At 64.8% G+C, this 22569-nt stretch carries 14 protein-coding genes, 1 tRNA gene and 1 pseudogene; 4 read left to right on the plus strand and 12 right to left on the minus strand.

Features of this window, described 5'->3' with window-relative positions; all coding sequences use genetic code 11:
* Position 1 precedes the first annotated feature (1 nt).
* Positions 2-3034: a DUF1553 domain-containing protein gene (locus GC162_10935; GenBank protein MBI1369154.1), complete on the minus strand. Its 3033-nt coding sequence runs from the start codon at positions 3032-3034 to the stop codon at positions 2-4.
* A gap of 74 nt (positions 3035-3108) precedes the next feature.
* Here GC162_10935 and GC162_10940 point away from each other — a divergent pair, with 74 nt between their 5' ends.
* From GC162_10940 to GC162_10950, 3 genes are all read left to right on the plus strand, one after another.
* Positions 3109-3894, plus strand: coding sequence for a helix-turn-helix domain-containing protein (locus tag GC162_10940; GenBank protein ID MBI1369155.1), 786 nt, complete (start codon positions 3109-3111; stop codon positions 3892-3894).
* Positions 3895-3953: 59 nt separating this feature from the next.
* A complete protein-coding gene (locus tag GC162_10945) occupies positions 3954-5129 on the plus strand; it encodes a gfo/Idh/MocA family oxidoreductase (protein ID MBI1369156.1) in 1176 nt (391 codons plus the stop codon).
* A gap of 70 nt (positions 5130-5199) precedes the next feature.
* Positions 5200-5285, plus strand: a tRNA-Leu gene (locus GC162_10950).
* Between the two features lie 9 nt (positions 5286-5294).
* Here GC162_10950 and GC162_10955 read toward each other — a convergent pair.
* From GC162_10955 to GC162_10990, 8 genes and pseudogenes are all read right to left on the minus strand, one after another.
* On the minus strand, positions 5295-6326 hold the full coding sequence (locus GC162_10955; protein ID MBI1369157.1) for a hypothetical protein: 1032 nt from the start codon (positions 6324-6326) through the stop codon (positions 5295-5297).
* A gap of 105 nt (positions 6327-6431) precedes the next feature.
* On the minus strand, positions 6432-7214 hold the full coding sequence (locus GC162_10960) for a prepilin-type N-terminal cleavage/methylation domain-containing protein (protein MBI1369158.1): 783 nt from the start codon (positions 7212-7214) through the stop codon (positions 6432-6434).
* A gap of 60 nt (positions 7215-7274) precedes the next feature.
* Positions 7275-9260, minus strand: a complete 1986-nt coding sequence (locus GC162_10965; protein ID MBI1369159.1) for a hypothetical protein — start codon at positions 9258-9260, stop codon at positions 7275-7277.
* 53 nt (positions 9261-9313) lie between these two features.
* The gene (locus GC162_10970) at positions 9314-10159 is read right to left on the minus strand and encodes a hypothetical protein (GenBank protein ID MBI1369160.1); all 846 of its coding nucleotides are present in this window, start codon (positions 10157-10159) and stop codon (positions 9314-9316) included.
* Between the two features lie 60 nt (positions 10160-10219).
* Positions 10220-10492 (minus strand): annotated as a pseudogene (locus tag GC162_10975) (hypothetical protein).
* Between the two features lie 1111 nt (positions 10493-11603).
* Positions 11604-12119 carry a sigma-70 family RNA polymerase sigma factor gene (locus GC162_10980; protein MBI1369161.1) on the minus strand — a complete coding sequence of 172 codons (516 nt, stop codon included), beginning with the start codon at positions 12117-12119 and terminating at the stop codon, positions 11604-11606.
* A 349-nt stretch (positions 12120-12468) separates the two neighbouring features.
* Positions 12469-13902 carry a DUF1501 domain-containing protein gene (locus GC162_10985; protein ID MBI1369162.1) on the minus strand — a complete coding sequence of 478 codons (1434 nt, stop codon included), beginning with the start codon at positions 13900-13902 and terminating at the stop codon, positions 12469-12471.
* A gap of 43 nt (positions 13903-13945) precedes the next feature.
* Positions 13946-16996, minus strand: coding sequence for a DUF1549 domain-containing protein (locus GC162_10990; GenBank protein MBI1369163.1), 3051 nt, complete (start codon positions 16994-16996; stop codon positions 13946-13948).
* A gap of 68 nt (positions 16997-17064) precedes the next feature.
* Here GC162_10990 and GC162_10995 point away from each other — a divergent pair, with 68 nt between their 5' ends.
* The gene (locus GC162_10995; protein ID MBI1369164.1) at positions 17065-17823 is read left to right on the plus strand and encodes a helix-turn-helix domain-containing protein; all 759 of its coding nucleotides are present in this window, start codon (positions 17065-17067) and stop codon (positions 17821-17823) included.
* Positions 17824-17871: 48 nt separating this feature from the next.
* On the opposite strand, the gene GC162_11000 is transcribed toward GC162_10995, so the two are convergent.
* The 3 genes from GC162_11000 to GC162_11010 are packed head-to-tail and all read right to left on the minus strand — an operon-like array spanning position 17872 to position 22432.
* The gene (locus GC162_11000; GenBank protein ID MBI1369165.1) at positions 17872-18834 is read right to left on the minus strand and encodes a radical SAM protein; all 963 of its coding nucleotides are present in this window, start codon (positions 18832-18834) and stop codon (positions 17872-17874) included.
* On the minus strand, positions 18821-20116 hold the full coding sequence (locus GC162_11005) for a glycosyltransferase (protein ID MBI1369166.1): 1296 nt from the start codon (positions 20114-20116) through the stop codon (positions 18821-18823). The genes GC162_11000 and GC162_11005 overlap by 14 nt, the downstream gene beginning before the upstream one ends.
* Positions 20117-20143: 27 nt before the next feature.
* Positions 20144-22432, minus strand: a complete 2289-nt coding sequence (locus tag GC162_11010; GenBank protein MBI1369167.1) for a hypothetical protein — start codon at positions 22430-22432, stop codon at positions 20144-20146.
* Positions 22433-22569: the final 137 nt, after the last annotated feature.

The following is a 22569-nucleotide window of genomic DNA, read 5'->3' on the forward strand; positions in this document are numbered from 1 at the left end:
GTCACTCCCGCGTGATGACTTCGTCAAGGTTGAGGATCAATGACGCCACGTCCATCCATGCCGCGCATTGCGTCGGATCAAGCGTCGCATCGACCGGCGCCTCGCCGACGGCGAGTCGGGCGGCGGCGGAGGAGGGGTCGGCCGCGTATCGGGCGGCGCTCTGCTCGTAACGCCGTTTGAGAATCGTTCGTTCGTCCGCATCCGGCTTTCGACCGGCGGCGCGGCGCATCATGTCGTCGAGGCGCTCGTCCGCGGACTTCGCGCCTTCGTGCATGACGCGCATCGCCAGTGCCTTGGACGCCTCGACGAACTGCGGATCGTTGAGCAGCACCAGCGATTGAAGCGGCGTGTTGGTGGTGGCGCGGGTGATGGTGCACACTTCGCGCGTCGGCGCGTCGAAAGCCGCCATCGCCGGGGGCGGACTCGTGCGCTTCCAGTAAGTGTAAACGCTTCGCCGATGTGCATCGGCCCCTTCGTCGGGGTAGAACGACTGCGAGGTGTAGATCACGCCGAGGTAGCCGAAGTGACTGATCTCGCGCCACAGTCCCTCCGGCTGCGGGACAAATGCGCTGGGCCCGCCCATCTCGCGATCGAGCAGTCCGCTCACCGCCAGGGCATTGTCGCGCACCAGTTCCGCCGGCAGGCGGAAGCGCGCCCCGCGCGCCAGGAGTCGGTTCTCCGGATCGCGCTCCAGCAGCTCGCGCGTCGCATTCGATGACTGCCGATACGTCGCGGAGGTGACGATCAGGCGGATCATCGCCTTCGTGTCCCAACCGCTTTCGATGTACGTGCGTGCGAGGAAGTCGAGCAGCTCGGGATGCGTCGGGTACTGTCCCTGCGAGCCGAAGTCGTTGGCCGTCGCCACCAGGCCGCGCGAAAAGAGCATCTGCCACCAGCGATTCACCGCCACGCGCGCCGTCAAGGGATTGTGCGGATCGGTGAGCCACATCGCCAGCCCCAACCGATTCTTCGGCGCGCCCGCCGGCATCGGACCCAGCGCCGCCGGCGTGTCGGGCGCCAGCGCCTGTGATTTGTCCGGCTGGTCATACTGGCCTCGGATGAGCCGGTACGTCGGGCGCGGCTTGGGGTCCTCGCCCATGACCATCACGCGAATCTTGCCCGCTTCGATCTGCTTGCGGAGAAAGCCGATCTCCGTGTCGATGTTCAAAACATGCAGCTTCATCAGCGCCGACGCCTTGGCAAAGGCGTCGGCGATCGCGTGCCACTGCTGGCGCGTGCGCTTGTTGATCGGCGTACGCAGCGCCGCGTCCAGCGATCCGGCCCCGGGGCCGAACACCTGACCCCACGGCCCTTGCCCATGCGGGGCGATGATCGTGGCGGGCGTCGTGTCCCCTTCGCCGACGCGCCACGCCCCATCGCTGACGATGTACTGCACCGACCCGTCCGCCGCTTCGATCGCAACGATGGCCAGCAGAGCCGCGGGCCCGCCGACGTTCGCCGCGTCGATCGAGAGTGCGTTGTCGCCGATGTGCAAGGCGGTCGTCACATCGAGCGTGATCGGGCCGTGCCAGCTTTGCCTGGTATCCACCGCGCCGATCGGCTTGCCGTTCAACGACACGCTCGCTCCGTCATCGACGCAAACATACAGTTGAGCACGCTTGGGCGCGGCGACCAGCGCGATCGTGCGATGCAGCGTCACGTGCTGACCATCGCTTGTCTGCGCGGCCCAGATCCATTGCGGCACAATCGCTCCGTCGCCCTCCGACGGGGGGAAGTCGAACCTGTCATCGTGCGGCTTGGAGGAGCCGAACTGCTGCGATTCCCATTGGGCGCGTTCGCGATCCAGCGCGGCCGTCGGGGCGTAGCGCAGATGTTCGAGATTGTCGATGCGTCGCTGAAGATCCGCCCGCATCGACGCGACGTCGCCGAGCACCGGCTCGACGTCGAGTACGGGCGGGGGGTCGGCATTGTGCATACCCTGGCCCGGTTCGATCGACTGGCCGAAGAAAGCGAACATGCTGTAATAGTCATGCTGCGTCAGCGGGTCGTACTTGTGATCGTGACACTGGCAGCAACGCAGCGTCAGGCCGAGCATCGATGACGCGACGGTGTCGATCTTGTCGCCGATATAAATGACGCGGTATTCCTCCGGCAGCGTGCCGCCTTCGTGCGTGCTCATTGAATTGCGCAGGAACCCGGTGGCGAGCTTCTGGCGGTCGGTGGCGTTTGGCAGAAGATCACCGGCGAGCTGCTCGGTGATGAACTGGTCATAGGGTTCATTGCGATTGAAGGCATCGATGACCCAATCGCGCCAGGGCCACATGTTGCGGTGCTCATCGATCGAGAACCCGTTGGTGTCGGAGAATCGGGCGGCATCGAGCCAGACGATCGCCATGCGCTCCCCGAACGCCGGGTTCGCCAGCAGCCGGTCGACGAGCTTGTCGTACGCATCCGGCGACGTGTCGGCGACAAAGGCGTCGACTTCGTCGGGCGTCGGAGGCAAGCCGATCAGATCGAGCGACAGGCGGCGGATGAGCGTGATGCGGTCGGCGGGGGGCGCGGGGGCGAGGCCCTCCGCGTCGAGCTTGGCGAGGACGAAGTGGTCGATCGCATTGCGCGCCTGCTCGGGATGTTTGACCTGCGGCGGTTCGGGTTTGACGGGTTCGATGAAGGACCATTGCTTCTCGTACACCGCACCCTGCGCGATCCATGTGCGCAGCGCGATCTTCTGGGCTTCGCTGAGCGGCTTGTGCGTGTCGGCGGGGGGCATCCGGTCGTCGATGTTCGGATTGAAGATGCGACGGACGAGTTCGCTGGCGTTCGCGTCGCCGGGGACGATGGCGATGCGTCCGTCATCGAGTTTGGCGGCAGCGATGTCGGGCTGATCGAGCCGGAGGTTTTTCTTGCGTGCGGAGGAGTCGGGGCCGTGGCACGCGAAGCAGTGCTCGGAGAGGATGGGGCGGATGGTCTGATTGTAGGAAACGCGCTCCGCCGCGGAGGCGGTTGAAACGGCGGCCATCGCGATCAACAGAGGGAATGTCGCGAGCATGGCACGGAATGGCTTGATCCTCATGCCACAATGCTACGATCCGCCCCTTATCGCCCGCAAGGTAATTTCCCGCCCACCTGTGGTATAATCGGCGCATCATGGCGACATCGACCGAGGTTCTTCGTCGCCGGTTCTTCGCCCGATTGTCCGACGCGGGAGCGATCGCGGCGTTGTACGATCACCTGCCGACGGTCTTCTTCTACATCAAGGACGACGCCGGCCGCTTCATGCACATGAACAGGGCGCTGAGGCGGATGCTGGGCGTGACGCAGGATCGGCAGATCATCGGGCGGACGGATTACGACCTGTTTCGGCCGGAGCTGGCGGACCAGTACGTGGCGGAGGATCGCGAGGTCGCAAAGGCGCGGCGGACGATCGCCGATCGTGTCTGGCTCGTGCCGGACGCATCGGGTGTGGTGCGCTGGTTCATGTCGACCAAGACGCCGCTCGTGGATCGAAGCGGCAAGGCGATCGGCATCGCGGGCGTGATGCAGGACATCGCCGGCAGCGGGTCAGTGCTCGGGCCATATCAGCAGTTCGCGGGCGTGATCGCGCACGTGAGCGAGCATTTCGCTTCGACCATTCACATCGCGGACCTGGCGGCGCTGGCGCACCTTTCCGTGAGCCAGTTCGTGCGGCGGTTCAAGGCGCAGTTCGGATTCACCCCGGCGCGCTATGTGCGGCAGGTGCGGATCAACGCGGCTTGCCGCCTGCTCAGCGAGACGCCCATGGGCCTCGAACACATCGCGCAGCGGACGGGCTTTTTCGACGCGAGCCACTTCGTCAAGCTCTTCCGCAAACATCTGGGGCAGACGCCCGAGGCGTACCGCCGTCGATTCGCCGGCCGCAAGAAAGACCGCCGCCGGGCGCACGGATTGTCATGACCAAGCGTTGCCGTTACGCTCGCACGACTGATTCGCATGAACAGATGCATAAGGAAGCGATGATCGTGGCATCCAAAACGCTCAACGTCGGGATGATCGGCTACAACTTCATGGGCAAGGCCCACACGCAGGCATGGCGGAACGCGCCGCTGTACTTCGATCTCGATGCGGCGCCGGTGACGAAAGTCATCTGCGGCCGGTCGCGCGAGCCGCTCGAAACGTTCGCGGATCGGTGGGGATGGCAGGAAACTTCGACGGACTGGCGGCAGGTCGTGGAGCGCGACGACATCGACATCATCGACGTGTCGACGCCGACGGCGACGCATTGCCAGATCGCCATCGCCGCGGCGCAGGCGGGCAAGCATGTGTTCTGCGAAAAGCCGTTCGCCCTGTCGAGCGACGAAGCGCGGCGGATGTACGAGGCGGCGAAAGCGGCGGGGGTCGTGCATTACGTGAATCATAATTACCGTCGATGCCCGGCCGTGATGCTCGCGAAAAAGATGATCGACGACGGTCGCATCGGGCGGATTTTTCACTGGCGCGGGGCGTATCTTCAGTCGTGGATTGTCGATCCGGATTTCCCATTGACGTGGCAATTGCAGAAGGAGCACGCCGGGGCCGGGCCGCATTACGATTTGAATTCGCACAGCGTCGATCTGGCGCGCTTCCTCGTGGGCGACATCACGCGCGTCAGCGCGATGACGAGTCATTTCATCCGCCAGCGCCCGCTGCCGCCCAAAGGAGCGACGGCGTTCGCCGAGGGCGTCAAGGGCGGACCGAAGGGCGAAGTGACGGTCGATGATGCGGCGTTCATGACGGTTCAATTCGCCAACGGCGCGCTCGGCTCGTTCGAGTCATCGCGCTTCGCGCTGGGGCGCAAGAACTTCAACACGTTCGAAATCTACGGCTCCGAAGGCGCGGTGGCGTTCAACCTGGAGCGGATGAACGAACTGCAATATTTCGATCGGAAGGATTCGGCGGACGCGCACGGGTTTCGGACGATCATCGCGACCGAGCCGGTGCATGCGTACATGAAGCAGTGGTGGCCGCCGGGTCACATGATCGGGTATGAGCATGAGTTCACGCACGCGGTGGTGGATTTCGTGCATGCGATCACGCGCGGCGGGGGGATCAAGCCGGATTTTGAGGACGGCTGGCGCTGCATGCAGGTGCTCGAAGCGGGGCTGGCGTCGGCGGCGAGCGGGGAGCATGTTGATGTGGGCGCGGGGACTTAAGTCCCCGCGCTTCGGATGGATCAGGCGGATTTGCCGCGTGATGTCGGCGAAACTAGAATCTGCCCCAACGGCCGAAGTGGCGGAATTGGCAGACGCGACGGATTCAAAATCCGTTGGGGCTCACCCCCCGTGTGGGTTCGATTCCCACCTTCGGCATTCGTTCGATCATTTTGACGCCGGACCCGCCATCGGCTCCAACGGACCGACGTACCGGTCGGCGACGACGATGTGATCGAATTGCACGCGGACCGGCGACTCGGGATGGTTCACGCGGTTGCGTTTCTGGTTCTCCGGCGTGACGTAGTGCAGCAACCAGAAAAAATTCACTTTCAGGTCCGTATTCGTTCGGAAATTGAATCCCTCGAAGGGCGCCGCGTCGGCCTCGTCATCGGGCAACAGCGAAAAGCCCTCGCCGGTCCATCGGCCGCGCGGCGCGCCCTTCGCAAAATGCGCCGTGAGTTTTCCGTCGAGCCAGAGGGCCAGTTCGCCGTCGCGGCTGTCGGGGGTCGTGTTGAGCTTGATCATGAACTCGACGCATTGCCATCGCCCGTGCGGCACGGCGGCGGGAGTCACGGGACGCAAACCGTTGCCCCAGTATTTGCCATCGCCGGAGATTTTCATGTCATGCCAGTATGCGTAGAAGTTCCATTCGCCCGGCGGGGGCACGCGTCCGTTTTGACCGAAGGGTTCGATGCCGACGGTGATACGATCATCGCCGCGCGGCCGAACGCCCGCGCCGCCCTGCGGCCAGTTCGTCGCCGGCCGATACCCGCCCAGGTGTACGAAGTGATGCACATATCCGGCATCGTCGGGAAACTTCACATAGAAGCGCGCGAAAGCGACATCGAGGCCGCGCGATAGCTGCGTGTAAAGATGTCCGCCGGTGTCGTGCGTCACGTCGGCGGAGATTTGCAGGGCGTGATGACCCTTGCCGCCGGGCGGGGCGTCATCGATGAACCGCATCGGCTTTAGATCGCGATTGCTCACATCGCTCCAACGCCGCGCCATCGCCGCCAGGTCGTCCTCCTCGAAATCCTCCGCAAGCACCACATGCGGATCGTTCGCAATGCCGACATCGCCCGGATACATCGCCGCCAAACCCGGCCCTTCGGGAAGATCCTCCGCGCGGACGGCGGGAGCCAGCGCCAGCGACATGACCAAGCCGACGACGCATATGCAAGGCATCAGCGTTTTCATCGCGGTGTCTCCGACGCCTGAACGGGAACGATCGTGAAACGCTCTTGCCCGGCCTTGTCGCCGGGTTCCTCGGGGATGATTCTAACACGAACGTTCCGCCGGTCGTCAGTAAAACACGTACCACTGCTGGGACTGTCGGAGGGCGAAGTCGTCGAAGGTTCGATGTTCGGCGTGACCATCGGGATAGGCGGCGTTGATCGACTCGACGCCTCCGACGGCGGAGACGCGGCCGGTGTCGTAGGCGTGTCCGCCGCGGATCAAGTCGCGTGCGGTGGACGGGCCTTCGAGCGGATAGATGTAAAGCAGGTCGGAGATGAGCGGATGGCCGCCTTTGCCGAGCTGGCTGACGCGCGTGGGCCAGTCATCGGTGGCCTGCACATCGAAGACGCCGGTGACCGGATCGCGATTGTGCGGCTCGTAGCCGTTGTTGCACTTGGTGGGGACCCAATACAGGAACTGCCCGATCGTCAGCGTGGCGTTGTACTGCATGGCGGCGGCGATGGCGTTGTCATCGTGCGTATCGAGCACGCTCTGCGGCACGTTGTACTGCGGACGGAACGGCGACCAGCCCGAAGTGAGCGGCCTCAGCGGGCAGCCCCACAGTTCCCATCCCGCGCCGTACTTGCCGAGCATCGGCAGAAACTGCGGATTGCAGCCCCATGGGTTAAGCCCGATGGAGGCGTTGATCGGGATGGTGGGATACCAACCCTGAAAGTCCGCCGCGTAGCGGAGCATCGCGACGACCATTTGCCGATCGTTCGACGCGCACACCGTTTCGCGCGCGACGAAGCGGGCTCGCTTCAGGGCCGGCACAAGTATCGCCGCCAGCACCGCGATGATCACCGTGACGACGAGCAGTTCGATCAGACTGAACGCGCGAGGACGCATGGTTGAATCCCGTAGCCGCCGCTCAACAAGCGGCGCGACGCGCGACACGTTGGGTCGCCGCTATTTGCGACGGCGCATCGCGAGCAGCGCCATCAGACCCAGACCGGCGGGCAGCGCCATCGGCGCGGGGACGACCGCGACGACGGTGAGGATGACGTCCTGATTGGCGTTGGCTGTTGAGAGCGTGGCGCTGAACGCGCCGATGGTGCCGGTGAGACTCGAGCCGAGCGTGCCGCTGATGGTCTGAGCGGTGTCAAAGAGCGTGTAGACGCCCGGGCCGAAGCCGGTGACGGGGGTGAAGGCGAAGTCGTCGAAATTCAGCAGACCCGAACCGATGGTCAGGATGCCGGAGGTGAGGACGACCTTGTCGCTGGTGGAGCCCAGTTCAAAGAGCATGGAGGGGGAGGCGTTGCTGAGGGCTCCGGAGATGTCGAGGGTGCTGCCGAGGGTGAGCATGCCGGGGGAGTTTCCGGGGGCGAGTTTGCCGCCGCTATCGACAGTGACGGCGGCGGCGATGGAGCCCGACCCGCCGAGCGTCGCGCCGGACTGGATGGTGAAGGCGCCGGAGCCGGTGTTGGTTCCGTTGGCCAGGAGCGTTCCGGCGGTGACGAGGGTCTGACCGGCGTAGTTGTTGGTGCCGGTGAGGATGAGCGTACCGCTGGTGGACTTGGTGAGTGTTCCGCCGCTGTTGAGGGCGCCGAGGTTGGAGAGGGTTCCGGACTTGGCGTTGAAGGTGATCGCATCGGAGCCGCCGATGGCGAAGCCGGCCATGTTCAGGGATGCGCCATCGAGATTGATGATGGAGCTGACGGTTCCGGTGGAGGCGGGTCGGGAGATGTTGCCGGCGAGCGTGACGTTGCCGCCGGTGAGGTTGAGGGTAGCGCTGGCGGCGCCGGTGCCGACGGTGCCGGAGTTCTGGCCCATGGAGATGGAGCCGATGTTGGCGATGCCGCCGCCGATGTTGAGGACGGCGGTGACGCCGTTGGCGTTGTTGACGTTGGTGCGTTTGCCCATCGAGACGGCGGTGACGTCGAGGGTTCCGTTGTCGAAGCTGAAGGTGCCGGACGTGGCGAGCGTGCCGGTGTTGGCGGAGGCCAGGACACGGTTGCCGACGTTGAGGTTGTTGAGCCGGAGGTCGGCGGCGTGGCCAGCGACATCGAAGAGTCCGGTGATGAGGGAGCCGGTGACGTTGGTGACGTTGGCGACGTTGAGGTCGGCGCGCCCGTTGACGGTGTCCGCGGCGGTGCGGATTTTGAGCGTGCCGGTGGTGGTATTAAAGGAGATTTCACCGGACCCGCGGTTGCCGCCGGAGGGGGCGGAGCCGAGGTTGATGGTGTTGGCATTGATGATCTGGGTGCCGGAGCCGAGCTTGAGGGTGCTGGTGTCGGTGGCCGGGGTGGTGCCGCCGAGCTGGAGTGCGGTGGTGGTGAGTGTGCTGGCGGCGGCGAACTTGACGGTCCACGGGGCGGCGGCGGCCGACGTGCCTTGGGGTCCGACGATGAAGCTGCCCGTGCCGGTGTTGGCGGTGAAGACGGCCAGTCCGCTCATGTCGAGGATGCCGGTGTTGGAAAGCGTGCTTCCGCCCTCACCGATGCGGATGTTGGCGGAGCTGTTGATGGCGAAAGTTCCGCCGCCGGAGATGGTGACCTGCGTGACCTGCGGTCCGGCGATGGCGGCGCTGAGACCGAACGAGCGCGTGCCGTCGGTGCCGTTGACGGTGAGCGTGACGCCGGTGTTGATCTGGGTGTTTTGCCAGTTGGAGGAGGAGGTGGGCGCGTATCGCAGCGATCGAATCGTGCGGTTGGCGTCGACGATGTTGTTGACGGTGGAGGAATTGGCGGCGGCGTCGGTGTCGCCGAAGATCGCGTCATCGCCCGAGCCGGGCGCGGCGGAGCCGGACCAGTTGCCGCCGGCCCCGCCGGTGGACCAGAAGTCATTGGCGGCGCTGCCGCCGTTCCATGTGACGCTGGCGGCTCGGGCGCCGGAGGAGGCGGTCAGTGCGATCATCGCGACGGGGATCAGAAGTCGGTTCATGCGGGTTTTCATGTTTCATCTCCTGCGGAAAGCTCAGGGAGGGCCCTTCCTGAGCTTCGGGTTGTTCAGTCACGACGGCGCGTGAGGGTCATCGCCAACAACAGCGCCAGCCCGGCGGGCAGCGCGGCGGGGGCGGGGATCGTGATGACCAGGTTGTGAATCTCGGTGGCGCTCAGCGCGGTGTTGTAGATTCGGATGTCATCGTAGGAGCCGGCGGTGACGACGGTGCCGTTGTAGGCGCTGGCGAGGCGCTGGGTGAAGTTGCTCGCCTGCGTGGTGAGATTGGCGATGCCGGTGATGGCGCGGGTGGTCTGCACGCCGGCGGAGGCGGGGTTGACGTCGATCGCCGATCCGTCGAGGTAGATACTGAAGAAGGAATTGGAGCCGTCGTTATCGAGCACGAGGGCGATGTGATGCCAGGCGTTGTCATTGAAGCCGGTGGTGACGCCGGAGTTGTACCAGGTGCCGTTCCAATGGACGCCGATGCCCGATGCGGCCCCGCCGTCGTTGGCGTCGCCGCTGGTGCTGGTGTTCAGGGACCAGACGAATCGGGTGGAGAGCTGATCGAAGAGGTAGCCGGTGCCGGTGCCTTTGTACCACATGGCGATGGTGAAGGTCCCGGAGCCGCCGGTGCTGATGCCGCCGTTGGAGTTGTCGACGGCGATGCTGTTGGCGGAGACGACGAGGGCTTCGTTGGCCTGTCCGAGGTGGTCGGTGGTGAGTGCGAAGCTGCCGCCGCCGCTGCGGTATCCATCGCTGATCTGCGTGGCGCTGACGTCGTCGACGATGTTGGTGTGCACGGTCGAGGAATTGATCGTGTAGTGCAGGATGAGAGCCGCGCGGGCGTCGACGGCGAGGGCGGATGCGATCACCAGAGCGGTCAGGAGTCGGACGGTTAAAGCGTGATTCAATGTTCCATTCCTTTTGTGCGGGACCTTCAGTCGTTTTTCTCCAGTGACGGAACATCCGTGACGGATTTTGCGGACGAACGGATCGGCGTTTGGATGCGGTCTTCGGAAAGGCCGGTCGACGGTTCGAAGACGCGGCGGTAGGCGAAGCCGAGGTAGCGTGCTCGGGCGACGTGCGGGACGTCGTCCACTTCGACGCTCAGCGACCGGCCGGTGACTTTGCCGAGCGGGGCGCGGCACAGGTGCAGGCCGATTTTGTTGGTTTCGATGATGTCGCCATTGGCGGCGAAAGTCTTGTAGACGTTGCTGCCGGGGAGCCGGGCGCGAAGGGGCCAGGCGGCGGCGGGTTGCGTGGTGTTCGATGCCCAGAGGAGGAAGACTTCGTAGGTTCCATCGTCGAGCCCGTTGACGGTCGTGCGAATGGCGGGGGCGTCCTCGGTATAGGAGGACGATTCCCAGACCATGGCGTTGGGCATCGCGTCGAAGCCCTGCTCCAGCGGCGACGAGCCCCAGAGACGGTCCGTATTGATGCGGCTCGCGCCGGCGTTGGCGTTGTCATTGGACCAGGTCGTCGTCAGGCCGTCGGCGATGTTGACGGTATTGCCGCCGGGTCCGGCGGTGGCGTTGACGTAGGTGAAGTCGGTGCGGAGCGAACGGAGGGAGCCGTCGGCGGCGAGAGTCGCGATGAAGTCCGGTCGCAGGGTGTACGCAGAACTTCCGCCGGTGATTTCGAGCATGACGCGGCCTTCGGTGACGCGCACCTGGCATTCGCCGGCGGGGAGGGTCTGAGCGGAAAAGCGCGTGCCCAGGTCGATGGCTTTGGCCCCGCCGGGCAGGTCGACGGCGAACCCGCGCGCTTCGGGGCGGACGTAGGCGTCGATGCGACCGGAGATGAGACGTGCGCGATTGGGTCCGGTCATTTCAAATTCGCAAGGCCCGGTCAGGTCGACGACGGCGGCGGAGGTGAACATCACCTGCGCATGACCGGCGGCGAGTCGAATCGGGCCGATCGTCAGTTCGCTGCCGAGGTTCATCGCGCCGGCCGACGCATCGAAACGCGCATCGTCCGAGAGGTCCGAGAGAATCGCCACATGCGGAACCGCGCCGGCCGCATCACCGCTCCGCGCCGGCGCAGCATCGCGCTGGCTGACCACGCTGATCGCCGCCAGCACGCCGAGCATCACGCACGCCGCCGCGGCGCACACGGCCCATCGCCCGACGGTCCAACCCGCCGGCGTGGCGTCGGCCGCGGTAGTCGTCGGCGCCGCCGCGATGGCGCTCCGCCGCATGCCGCAGTGCAGCATCATCATGGCAAAGTACGCCGCCCGCACCGCCGGATCATCGCGCAGCGCCGCATCGAGCTGACGCCGCGCCTCGTCATCGAGTCGGCCGTCGAGCAGCGCGGAGATCCGCTGCTGCCAATGGTCCACGTCATGGGCGGCGATGGTCATGATCGGCCCCCGTTCAGTCGCGCCTCGACGCACTTGGCCAGCGCTTTGCGAATGCGGAACAGTGATTGATCGACGGCGTTGGCGGTCATGCTCATGGCGTCGGCGATGTGCGCGACGACTTCGTTGTCGAAATACCGCCGGCGGAGAATCGCACGCTGCCGATCGCTCAGCCGTTCGATGCACTGGTGCAGCGCGGCCGTGGTCTCGTCGAGCCCGGACAAATTCGCGTCCGCTTCGGCGGCGAGGATGTCGAATGTGGCGGCGTCAAACACATGCCGGTCGCGGCTCTGTTTGGTGCGGAAGGCCTTGACCTCGAAGCGCACCGTCGCCGCCGCCCAGGCCATGAAATCTGTCCCCCGCACGAAGTCGTCCGCCTTCGCACAGAGCACCACATTCACCTGCTGCACCACTTCCTCCGCCGCCCCCGGCTCGCCCGTCAGCATCAGCGCATAGGCGTAAATCCGATGCTGAAACCGGGCAAGTGTGGTCGCAAATTCATTGTCAACCGCCATTTACAATCTCCGCGGTCGCCGCCGCCCCCGGGGCGCAGCGCATCCCGCCGCCAAGATACAGCATCCGACGGGCAAACCTTACGGGCCGTCGAATAAACAATTGGGACCTCTGAAAAATTGAACCACCAAGGCGCCAAGGTCACCAAGGAATGCGTTGTTGAGTTCAAAACCCTGATTTCATCTTGGCGTTCTTGGTGCCTTGGTGGTTATTCAGAGGCCTTAATTGAATGCTCTGAATTTCCTCTCTCGCGTCCTCGTCAAGTCGCTTGCGGCTTAGCAATCTTCGTTTTGCGACGTGACCGCTTGGCCATTGAGAGTTCACTCTTGTCCACGCTGGTGGTGGAACGGCTCAGCTCATCACCGCCCCGACCGACGCGCCGTGAACGTCCGTCAGCCGGAAGTGCCGGCCCTGGTACTGATAGGTCAGCTTTTCGTGATGGATGCCCAAGAGGTTCAGGATCGTGGCCTGAAGGTCGTAGACGCTCACCGGGTCGGTGGCGACGTTGTAGCCGAAGTCGTCGGTCGAGCCGTGCACGTAACCGGGCTTGACCCCGCCGCCGGCCATCCAGAGGGTGAAACAGCGCGGGTGATGATCGCGCCCCGTGCCGTCGGTCTTGTTCACATCGCCCTGGCTGAAAACCGTCCGTCCGAATTCGCCGCCCCAGATGACCAGCGTGTCGTCGAGCAGCCCGCGCTGCTCCAGATCGCGCACCAGTGCCGCGGAGGGCTGATCGGTGTCCTGGCACTGAATGGCGAGCTGCGTGAAGAGGTTCTTGTGCTGGTCCCAACCGGCATGCATGAGCTGCACGAAACGCACGCCCTGCTCCGCGAGCCGGCGGGCCAGCAGGCAGTTCTGCGCGAACGAACCCCGCCGATGCACGTCCGGGCCGTACATTTCCAGAATGTGCTTCGGCTCCGTCGTGATGTCCGTCAGCGCCGGCACCGACGTCTGCATGCGGTACGCCATTTCGTACTGCGCGATGCGTGTCGTGATCTCCGGGTCGCCCACCGCGTCCTGCCGGATCGTGTTGAGCCGGGCCAGATCGTCAAGCTGACCCCGACGAATGGCTCGCTTCAGTCCCGTCGGGTCCGACAAATACAGCACCGGGTCGCCCGCCCCGCGGAACTGCACGCCCTGATACCGCGACGGCAAGAATCCGCTGCCCCAGTAGAAATCGAAAAAGAGCTGCCCGCAGGACGCTTCCTTGTCCCGCGAAGTCATGACGCAGAACGTCGGCAGATTGTCGTTCGTCGAGCCCAGCCCGTAACTGAGCCACGCCCCCATGCTCGGCCGGCCCGGCTGCTCCGCCCCCGTCAGACAGAATGTCGTCGCCGGCGCATGGTTGATCGCATCCGTGTGCATCGAGCGGATGAAACACAGCTTATCCGCGTTCGCAGCCGTGTGCGGAAGCAAATCGCTCAGCCACATCCCGCCCGGCCCATACTGTTTGAGCGGCTTGATCGCCGGCAATAACTTCGTCGGCTTCCCCGCCGTCATCGTCGTCAATCGCTGCCCCATCCGCACCGAGTCCGGCAGATCCTCCCCGCGCCGCTTGACCAGCTCGGGCTTGTTCTCGAACAGGTCGATGTGCGACGGCGCCCCCGACTGAAACAGATAGATCACGCGCTTGGCCTTTGGCGCCCAGTGCGGCAGACCCGGCAGACCGCGATATCCCGTCGAGGTGCTCGACGGCGCCGCCAAACCTTCGCGCGCGAAGAGCGACGCCAACGCCGCCGTGCCGATCCCCGTGCTCGCCGCGCCGAAAAAATGCCGACGGGTCATGTCCAAAAGGTGTCGCTGAGCAAATGCTTCCGGGCCCATCGCGTCACTCCTTGTTGATCACTTCGTCGAGGTTCAAAAGCGTGTTGCCCATCGTCGTGTACGTCGCCAGTTCGACCGGATCGAGTTTCGCATCGGGCTTCGATTCGCCGATGGAAAGAAGCTGCTCCGCCGCCGTCGGGTCCGCGCGGTACTGGGCGAGCGTGCGCTCAAATCCCTCGTAAAGCACCGACGCTTCCTCCGCCGTGGGCGCCCGTCCCGTCACCAGTTCAAAACCCCATGCCATCCGCGCCTTCGCCGTCGGTCCCCCTTCGTGCATCATGCGCTCGCCCACCGCACGCCCCGCCTCGACGTACGCCGGATCGTTGAGCAGCGTCAGCGCATGCAGCGGCGTATTCGTCAGTCGCTGCCTCACCATGCACACCTGCCGCGACGATGTATCGAACAGCGTCGTCGGCGCGATCGTCCGCCGCCAGAACAGATACAGCGATCGCCGATACAGCGCCGCGCCGTGGTCCTGCTCATACCTGATTTTCCCGAAGCTGAAATCCTCCCACAAACCCGGCGGCTGATACGCCCGCACGCCCGGCCCGCCCATCTGCGCGTTGAGCAATCCCCCCAGCGAAAGCGCCTGATCCCGCAAGACCTGCGACGGCCAGCGATACCGCGGCCCGTGCGTCAGCAATCGATTCTCCGGATCGCGCTCCACCATCGCTTCCGTCACGCGCGAGGACTGCCGGTACGTCGCCGACGTGACGATCATCCGGTGCATCGCCTTGACGTTCCATCCGCTTTCGACGAACTGAACCGCCAGCTCGTCGAGCAGCTCCGGATGGCTCGGCCGCTCGCCCTGCGAGCCGAAGTCCTCGGTCGTTTTGACCAGCCCCATGCCGAAAAACTGCTGCCAGTAGTGATTGATCGTCACGCGCGCCGTCAACGGGTTCGCCGGATCGACGAGCCACTTCGCCAGCGCCAGCCGATTCGACGGTGCATCTTTCGGTAACGCATTGAGCCGCGCGGGCACGCCCGGATGCACGGGCTCGCCGTACTTGTCATACGCTCCGCGGATCAGCACATGCGCCTCCCGCGGCTCCTTCCGCTCCGCCATCACCATGACGCTGATGCTCGATCGCTCCGCCGCCTCGATCTTCTTGTGGATCGCGTCAATCTCATCCTTGACCGGCTGAGCCCGCAGATCGTGGTAATACTTCGTCAGCGCCGCTGTCTGATCCGCCGTGCGCTCTGCCGCCAATAGCGTGTCCTTCACCGCTGCCGGAAGTTCGACGCTCGGCTGGCCGATCGGCTTGGACGACACCGACAGGCGGAACAGGCCGATGTTGTGATGCTTGTGCGGCGATTCGTGTTTGAGCACGAGGGTCAGCGTCGTGCCCGGTCCGCCGACGATGGTGCGGCCCAGCGCGAACTGAGCCGTGCGCGGCGTGTTGATCTTCGGGCTGTTCACCGCCCATCCCGTCTCCGACTTGCCGTCGAACGCACTTGCCACCGGGAACCCCGACTGCTCAAAATCCGCTTGCCCGCCGGTGATTTTGACGGGTTTGCCGCCTTCGCTGATTTCGATTTCGGTGAGCACGAAGTTGCCGCTGTCGGAGCGGGCGAGCCCGTGATGCGTGAACTCCTCGCGCGGCAGGGCTTCGAGGCGCAGCGTGCGGATGTTCTTCGCATCCGTGGCGAGCGTCAGCGTGTAAACGTCCTTCTCGAGATTGACGCCGTTGACGTAAACGGAGTCGTCGGGTTCGATGTGCATCGTCTGCCCGTTCTTCGACGTCGCGCTCGTCGGATGCAGCACGGCCCACTTCGCGTCGCCTTCGATCGACTTGATCGCTTCGATCTGTTGATCGATCCACGTCTGCGGCGGCGCGGTCTTGTCGGCCAGCGCCGCGTCGAGCCGCTGCTGCGCGGCGGCGAGGTCTTTCTGTAGTGCCGCCTGTTTTTCCTGCTGCTGCGGCGTAGGTATCGACATCACCGGCCGGGCATTGCCGCCCGCATCCACCGCGCCCGACTCGTCGATGTTGTTGAAATACGCATAAAGCTGATAGAACTCGACCTGCGTGAACGGATCGTACTTGTGATCGTGACAGCGGGCGCAGCCGAGCGTCAACCCCAGCCAGACCGTCGCCGTGGTGTCGACGCGATCGACGACGTAATCGACGCGCGATTCCTCGGGGATGCGTCCGCCTTCGCCGTTGAGCATGTGATTGCGGTTGAAGCCGGTGGCGAGGCGGTCCTCGAGCGTGGCGTTCGGCAGCAGATCGCCGGCGATCTGCTTGACGGTGAACTGATCGAAGGGCATGTTCTCATTGAACGCCTTGACCACCCAATCGCGCCACGGCCACATCGTCCGCGTCGCGTCCTGCTGATACCCGTTGCTGTCGGCATAACGCGCCTCGTCCAGCCAGGTCCATGCCATGTGCTCCCCGTACGCCGGCGACGCCAGCAGCCGATCGACGAGCTTGTCATACGCCTGCGGCGAATCGTCGGCGAGAAACGCGGCGACTTCGTCGCGCGTCGGCGGCAAGCCCGTCAGGTCCATCGTCACGCGCCGAATCAGCGTACGCTTGTCCGCCTCCGGCGACGGGGCGACGCCCGCTTCCTCCATCTTCGCCAGCGCGAAGCGGTCGATGAGATTGCGCGCCCAGTCCGCGCGCTTGACCGCCGGCGGCTCGTGATGCACCGGCGGGACGAATGACCAGTGCTCCGCCCAGGCCGCGCCCTGCGTGATCCATTGCGTGAGCGTCTTCTTCTGCGCATCGGTGAGCGTGCGCCCCGAATCGGGCGGGGGCATCAGGTCGTCGCGGTCGGTCGTGTTGATGCGGCGGACCAGTTCGCTGGCGTCGGGCTTGCCGGGCACGATGGCGTAGCCGTCCTTGAGTTTGGCCAGCGCGCCCTCGTGCGTGTCGAGTCTCAGGTCGGCCTTGCGGTGCGCGCGGTCCGGGCCGTGGCAGAAAAAGCATTTGTCCGAGAGGATCGGCCGCACATCGCGGTCGAAGTCGATGGTCGCCTCGCCGCGCGCGGCCAGGTGCGGGATGAGAAGGACGCAAAGAATCGCCCCGACGATGAAGAGACCTCTGGATCGCATCCGTCATTGAAGGCATCCGCGCGAAATTGTTCTTGCATCGACGACGACAAATTTTGTAAAATCCGCCCATGACCCCCATTTCCCGAGGCAAGGCGTTCGGACGGGCGTTTTTCGCAAAATACCCGGTGGCGAAGCACATCATGGGCATTTTCGACCACCTGCCCGACGTGTGCTTTTTTGCCAAAGATACGAAAAGCCGCATCGTCCACGCCAACGCGCGATTTCTCGAACACCACGGCGGCGTGTCGCTGGAGACGTTGCTCGGGCAGTGCGATCGCGACTTCCACACCCCGCTGCACGCCGAGGCCTACATTGCCGAGGACCAGCGCGTCATGAGCAGCGGTCAGCCCGCCGAGGGACAGGTCTGGCTCGTGCCCAACGCCCGCGGCGTGCCCAACTGGTACGTCTGCTCCAAGGTCCCGATCTTCGACGAGCGCGGACAGGTGATCGGCCTCGTGGGCGCGATGTACCGCATCGAAACGCCCGGCGACACGTCGCATCATTTCCGTGAGCTGACGCCCGTCATTCGTCATCTCGAAGCCCGCTTCGCCGAGCCGCTGCGCATGAGCGATCTGGCCGCGCTCGCCGGCATCTCGCTCACGCATTTCAATCGCCGCTTCGTGCAGATCTTCCGCATCACGCCCAAACAGTTCATTCTCTCCCTGCGCATTCAGGCCGCCCAACGCCTGCTCAACACCACCGCGCGGCCCGTTTCGGAAATCGCCTCCGCGACCGGCTTCTGCGACCAGGCCCACTTCACCAAACGCTTCAGCACCGAAACCGGCATGACCCCGCTCGCGTATCGAAAGCGCTTCCGCCACGCATGAATCAGATTGTCTCCCGTTTAGCGGCGGGGCAACGCCCCGCGCTTCCCCTCACATCGCGATCGGCAGTGCGATCGAACGGAACTGCTCGTTCTTCGACCAGTTGTTCGCATCCTTGCATGTCCGGCACGGCGTCAGATCATTGCCGCAACCCGTCCGCTGACGCAGCGACTGCGCCTTTTCGCCGTGGTAGAGCGCATCGACGGAGTCGTCCATGAGACTCCCCAGCCAAAGGTCCATGTTCGTGTCGAGATTGCACGGGCTCACCCGCCCCGACCAGTCGACGACGAGGTAGCGCACGTTCCACACATTGCATCGCCCCGCTTCGATCATCGGGTCGGTGATCTTGCCGCCGTAGCTGAGCACCTGTTTCATGAGGATGACATCGCGCTCGCCCAGGTGGGGCTGCCAGTAGTCGATGAACCTCTCGCGCTCGCCTTCGTTGTGCGAACTTTTGACGAAGACGATCCGCGTCGGGCGATGATCAGCGAGACTGAGCCAGTGGTGAATCTTCTCATTGATGACCGCCATGCGCCGATCGGGCGGGACGTTTCTGCCCTCGAAGTCGCGGATCAGACCGGGGCGCACATGGTCATACACCTGCGGCGTCACGGCGTCGACGCTCAATCGCACCAGGTCGATCTGCGCATCGATCCATGCCTGCATCATGGGTTTGGTCAGCATGGAGATGTTCGTATTGAGCTCGACGCCGAAGGGCCGCGGTTTGCCGAGTTTTTCGATGAATTCGATGTAGTGACGGTGCAGCGTCTGCTCGCCGAAGAAGCCCAGCTCGACGGTGCGCGCGACGCGATGGGCCTCGGCGAGCGTGCGTTCGAACACCGCCCGGCTCATCATGCCGGGTTTGCGGTTGTAGGGCGAGCCGGCGGGCTGATTGGGCAGATGCTGATACGCCTGCGGGCAGAACGGGCAACGGTAATTGCACACATTCGTCAGCTCGATCGACATCACGAGCCGCTCATCGGGGCGATAGTGTCGCGATTCAGGCAGCGGCATCGCGCATCGTCTCCTGCGGTTTCGTATCGCGCGCCGGCGCGCTCAACGTGCGCGGCTTCCACAGCGCCAGCACCGGCACCTTGTACTGTTCGCGCAGGGCATCGACCCGCCGCTCGACCTGAGCCGGATTGATGTTCGAGACGATGATCGCCTCCGGGTCCGTACTCATCGCCACCGCGTCCGTCCGCACCGCGACGCCGCGGTAGGTCAGCGAGGAAAAAGCCGGATGATTCTCGGCGATGGCCTTGACCCGCAGACCGCTCCGCTGACAGGCCTGCCAGGTGGCGTGGATATTCTTGCCCAGGTCGGCGATGACGACGTCGCGCAGATGGTGCAGGCGGGTGAAGGCGTCGACGAGCGTCGCCTGTGCCTCCAGTTCGAGCATCGATTCGAGCGCCATGTCATCAAGCACCCGCCGACCGGCGAAGGCGGTGCGCCATTCCCAGAGCCGCGCTTCGCGCTTCGCCGACTTCGCCACGCGCGACATCTTCGCATGCGCCGCCAGCGCAGCGTAGCGCTGCGTCCAATCCGCCGCGTACATCCGCCGCAGCTCCGCCGGCAAGTAGCGCGACGTGAGAATCAGATTGTTCCGCAGGTCCATCCGCAGCGTCAGTGCGCTCGACCGCCCGCCCGGATGCTTGTCGTGACGGAAGACGATGTCTTCAAATCGCTCGATGCGGTAACCCGCCCGGGCGAGGCGGAAGGTCAGGTCGTATTCCTCCGCCTGCCGGAAAAATTCGGGGGCGAAGTGGCCGACCTGCTCGAGCGTCGTGCGGCGGAGCACCGTGCCGCAGCCGATCATCACGCTCGGCAGCGCGGACGCCTCGAGCTTCCCGCTCGGCAGCACCACGCGTCCGCACACGCCCGCCGTCTGCGGTCGGATGTCCATGTACCGCATCGCCCGGATCAGAGCATCGTCCACCGGGTAGCTGTCATCGTCGAGGATCGTCACATACTCCCCGGCCGCGCGGACGATGGCGTGATTCCGCGCCGCCATGCCCTCATTGCGCCCGAGCCGGATGAGCTTCACCTCCGGATGACGCCGGGCCACCGCGTCCGCCGAGCCGTCCGTCGAAGCGTTGTCCACGACGAACGTCTCAAAATTCGCACTCGACAGCGGCGTGCTGTCGCGCAAATGTTCCAACGTCGCCAGCAGACGCTCGCGACGATTCCAGGTGATGATCACATAGCTGAGTCGCATGTTATTTTCCGGAAGGGTTGACCGCCGAGACGCCGAGGACGCGGAGAGAGGCGACAGAATCATCTTCTGCCTGATGGTCATTCTCTGCGTTCTCTGCGTCTCGGCGGTTCATCGATTTTCGCTTTCAATCAGTCGCCCGATCTGCCGGGTCACCCGTTGCATGCCCGTCGTGTAGCTGAGGCGTTGTTCGACCGCCTGCCTTTGCGCCTCCGCGATCGCGCGGCGGGCGCCTTCATCATGAATGAACCGCGCCAGATGCGACCGAACACACCACGGCGCATCGAAGCTCACCTCATCAAAGCGCGGCAGCGCCGGTTGATGCGGCTTTAGCCACCCCGCCCGCCGCCACGACTGCACGATCCCCACCGGATCGCCGCGCTCCGCGAACACCGCCGCGCTTTCAAGATGCTGCTCCAGCGCCTCGCGCTGCGACGCATCGATGAGCCGGCGGGCCTCCTCGACGCTGTCGACATGCTCGGGCAGATGATCGGCCAGGAACGCCAGCAGGGCCGGTCCGACCGTGTCGTACGGCCCGGACCGCACGAGAAAAAACCCGCCCGCCGCCAACCCGTCCAGCAGCCGCTGATGCAGACAAAAGAACGGCACGATCTGCAAGTTGATCTTCGTCTTCCGCGTCATTTCCTCAAGGGGCTGCCCATAATCGATCGGCCCCCGCGCGTACTTGCCGAAGCGCGGATGATCCCGCCACCCCGACCCGTACAGCGCCAGCGACAAACCCATCTCGTCCGCCGCGTCGGCGAACCACGTCAACGCCTGCTGCCGGTAGAGCAAATTGTTGAGCTGCGTGAAAAGCATGTCGATGACGAAGTGCCGCGTGTCGGGATCGGGGATGAACATCCCCGTCTCACGCTGCGTCTCGTCAAGCAGCAGACGCACATCGAGCGGCGTCGGCAGACTCTGCCCCCGCTCGTACAGATCGATCATCCGCTCGCTCGCCGCCGCGATGAGCTTCTGACCCAAGGGGTCATGCTTCGCCGCATCGAGCATGCGCTCGACCATCGCCGGCGGCGTCTGCGACGCATGCGACACGAACGCCAGGTCATCGCCATCGCTCGCCCATGTCTCCGGCCGCTGCGGAATCCGCGTGAGCTTGCCCAGCGGGATGCACTGGCGCATCGGATACCCGTGCCGCTGCGCGTACAGCGGGGCGAACGGCGTGAGCACGAAGTCGCGCTTCGTCACCGACGCGCCCGCCGCCCGGTTCGTCAGATTGCTCAAATGATCCTGAATCCAGCAGACCCACGGCAGATTCGCCGGGAACACCTTCGGGTACTCGACGCGCAGGTGATCGATGACGAACACCATGTCCGGCTTAAGATCGCTGACCGCCCGCTGCACCGCCGACCCGGTGATCTGATAGTCATCGCGCTTTTCGATGAGCAGATGCGCGCTCCATCCGAGCGACTGCAGCGCGGCGACCGTGTCCCGCGCGGCGTACTGAAGCACCGTCGTGAAACGCGACGTGATGATCAGCGCTCGCGGGGTCCGCAGCGGATGCTCGCTGAACGCCGCCGCCAGTTCCCCGGCGTCAAGGTCGCGGTAGTATTCATCCAACTGGGACTGCACCGCCAGCGCCGGGGCGCTGATCGCCTCGCCGACTTTGACAAGCTGCGTTTCGATCAGGTCGCCCTGCTTGCCGTGCGTGATGCACATCTGCGGAAAAGGAATCTGCGGCTCCGTGAGCATCGCATCGCGCATCTGCTCCGCCCAGTCTTCGCCGACCCACCAGTGAAAGCGCTGCTGCGCGATCGGACCGTCCGGGCCGGTGTAGTCGTGCATCGACAGGGCGAGGCGCACATGTTGCGCTTCGGCGGCGATGATGTGCACCGCCTGCTGCTGCGTGAGCGTGAGCTGCGGGGCCTTGAGCGCCAGCGCCGCGACGAGATACCCGTCGCCGAACCCGTACACGCCGATCGTCTGCCCCTTCTCGAAGGCGGTCGCGAGCTTGCGGAGCGAGGTTTCGACCGCCCCGAGCGGATCGTTGTCCGGGCTGAGGATCGTCGGCGGACCGACGGGAGGGGTGTACAGAATCGTCGGCCGCCCGGACGGCGTGGCGGCGATCTGAAAACGCGCCTCGGGCGTCGCACCGGCCAGCCGCTCGCACAGGGCCGGTCGATATTCCGCCATCGCCCCCATGTTCCGCGCGAATGTGCGATGAAGCTGATCCGTCGGCGTCGGATTGATGATCCGACCCAACAACTTCGCCGCCTCACGCCAGCGCCCAAAATGCAGATGCACCTGACCCGCCGCCGCGAGCAATTCCCCCGGCACCGCCTTGCCCATCTCCGTCAAAAGCCCGTCCGCCTTCTCGAAGTCGCCCCCGGCGAAAGCTTCGGTAAACAGCGTGACGGACTGATGATCGACGCACGATGACATATCGCCCATCATCGACCGATTCGCCCGCTCGCTTGCAGATTTTGAAGTGATCCACTCCCCTCCCTCCGAGGGAGGGGCAGGGGGAGGGTGAGGCGCATCAGTTCGAGTGATGTTGCGTCACGTGACCCGCGCATCAA

It is taken from the genome of Planctomycetota bacterium (genome assembly GCA_016125255.1).
Lineage (GTDB): Bacteria > Planctomycetota > Phycisphaerae > Phycisphaerales > Zrk34 > RI-421.

What these genes read in the sequence shown, in the direction of transcription:
- GC162_10935 (MBI1369154.1), bottom strand. Translation starts at nt 3,034, where the DNA reads ATGAGGATCAAGCCATTCCGTGCCATGCTCGCGACATTCCCTCTGTTG.
- GC162_10940 (MBI1369155.1), top strand. Translation starts at nt 3,109, where the DNA reads ATGGCGACATCGACCGAGGTTCTTCGTCGCCGGTTCTTCGCCCGATTG.
- GC162_10945 (MBI1369156.1), top strand. Translation starts at nt 3,954, where the DNA reads ATGATCGTGGCATCCAAAACGCTCAACGTCGGGATGATCGGCTACAAC.
- GC162_10955 (MBI1369157.1), bottom strand. Translation starts at nt 6,326, where the DNA reads ATGAAAACGCTGATGCCTTGCATATGCGTCGTCGGCTTGGTCATGTCG.
- GC162_10960 (MBI1369158.1), bottom strand. Translation starts at nt 7,214, where the DNA reads ATGCGTCCTCGCGCGTTCAGTCTGATCGAACTGCTCGTCGTCACGGTG.
- GC162_10965 (MBI1369159.1), bottom strand. Translation starts at nt 9,260, where the DNA reads ATGAAAACCCGCATGAACCGACTTCTGATCCCCGTCGCGATGATCGCA.
- GC162_10980 (MBI1369161.1), bottom strand. Translation starts at nt 12,119, where the DNA reads ATGGCGGTTGACAATGAATTTGCGACCACACTTGCCCGGTTTCAGCAT.
- GC162_10985 (MBI1369162.1), bottom strand. Translation starts at nt 13,902, where the DNA reads ATGACCCGTCGGCATTTTTTCGGCGCGGCGAGCACGGGGATCGGCACG.
- GC162_10990 (MBI1369163.1), bottom strand. Translation starts at nt 16,996, where the DNA reads ATGCGATCCAGAGGTCTCTTCATCGTCGGGGCGATTCTTTGCGTCCTT.
- GC162_10995 (MBI1369164.1), top strand. Translation starts at nt 17,065, where the DNA reads ATGACCCCCATTTCCCGAGGCAAGGCGTTCGGACGGGCGTTTTTCGCA.
- GC162_11000 (MBI1369165.1), bottom strand. Translation starts at nt 18,834, where the DNA reads ATGCCGCTGCCTGAATCGCGACACTATCGCCCCGATGAGCGGCTCGTG.
- GC162_11005 (MBI1369166.1), bottom strand. Translation starts at nt 20,116, where the DNA reads ATGACCATCAGGCAGAAGATGATTCTGTCGCCTCTCTCCGCGTCCTCG.
- GC162_11010 (MBI1369167.1), bottom strand. Translation starts at nt 22,432, where the DNA reads ATGTCATCGTGCGTCGATCATCAGTCCGTCACGCTGTTTACCGAAGCT.